This is a genomic window from Desulfofalx alkaliphila DSM 12257 (assembly GCF_000711975.1).
Classification (GTDB): domain Bacteria; phylum Bacillota; class Desulfotomaculia; order Desulfotomaculales; family Desulfohalotomaculaceae; genus Desulfofalx; species Desulfofalx alkaliphila.
In genome coordinates this window covers 1-1307 of record NZ_JONT01000064.1, presented here as the reverse complement: position 1 = coordinate 1307, position 1307 = coordinate 1, and the positions used below count along the sequence as shown (strand labels likewise).

2 protein-coding genes are annotated in these 1307 nt (G+C 44.5%); both read right to left on the bottom strand.

The annotated features are described in order from the left end of the window. Positions 1-76: 76 nt before the first annotated feature. On the bottom strand, positions 77-925 hold the full coding sequence (locus tag BR02_RS0113120) for an IS3 family transposase (RefSeq protein ID WP_114638901.1): 849 nt from the start codon (positions 923-925) through the stop codon (positions 77-79). Between the two features lie 32 nt (positions 926-957). Beyond that, on the bottom strand, positions 958-1239 hold the full coding sequence (locus BR02_RS0113115) for a transposase (RefSeq protein WP_157834988.1): 282 nt from the start codon (positions 1237-1239) through the stop codon (positions 958-960). Positions 1240-1307 lie beyond the last annotated feature (68 nt).

The window sequence follows — 1307 nt, the reverse complement described above, 5'->3', positions numbered from 1 at the left end:
TGAGCCATTCTCAGTTTTCTGGACACCATTGCGTGTACGTAGCTTAGATTTTCTTTCATTTGCTAGCTAGTTCATTTTAAGCCGCCATAGCGGCCAGTTGATGCTTGTATTTCAGCGGGCTAATCCACCCTAATGCGGCATGTCGTCTTTGCCTATTGTAGTAGATCTCAATGTACTCGAAAATCGTTTGTTTAGCGTCTCTTCTGGTTCTAAAATGCAGGAAGTTAGTACATTCACACTTTAAGCAGCTGAAGAAGTTCTCTGCTGGTGCATTATCATAGGGATTGCCCTTGCGACTCATGCTTTGACGGATTTGGTGCTCTTCAAGTAGAGCTCGAAAAGCTTTAGAGCAATATTGACTACCGCGGTCGGAGTGAAAAATTAGGTCGGAACCAGGTTTGGCTTTCCTTAGCGCCATCAATAGTGCTTTGATCACAAGCTTTTTTGTCATTCTTTTGTCCATTGCATATCCAACAATCTCTTTTGTACATAAATCTTTGATAATAGCGGTGTAGAGCCATCCTTCTTCAGTCCAATTATAGGTTATATCGCTAACCCAAACAGTGTTGGGAGTTTCAACATCAAAGTCCTGGTTCAGTAAATTTGGGGCAACAGGCAGGTTATGCTTACTGTTGGTCGTAGCTTTCCACTTACTCTTACGCTTTGACTGTATTCCATGCTCTCGCATCAGTCGATAAACTGTGCCGCGACTGCAGGGGATTGATTCTTTTACCTCAGCCCAAATAGGATCCACGCCGTACATAGGGAACTTTTTATGGATAGCCTTAATCTTTTTCAGAATCCTTGCATGCTTGCGAGATCGCTCAGATGGCGACCTGCCCATCCAATCATAATACCCGCTCCGGGACACTTTCAATAAATCGCACATTTTCACCACAGAATGCCCGGAGGCGTGAGCTTTGATGAATTCATATTTCTCACTGGGTGTAGCTGCTTCTACGGTTTTATGAAAATGGCTACGGACTTTTTTAGCACTTCAACGGTATCCTTTGCGTCCGAAAGATCTTTTTTGAGCGCTTTGTTTTCAGCTTCAAGCTCGGCAATTCGCTTGTCAACCGAATCCTCTGGCTCAGTACTCAGTTTTACCCATCTTCTCAGAGCAGGCTGGGAGACACCAAGGTCGGCGGCTACTGCGCTTATTGGCCGGCCTTTATCTACCACCAGGCTAACAGCATGAGCCTTAAATTCATCATCATATCTGTTACTTGTTTTACCCACAATCGACATCCTCTCGTGATTTAATTATACGATCACGGTCTGGTGTCCGTCAAAGTGGGCATGGCTTA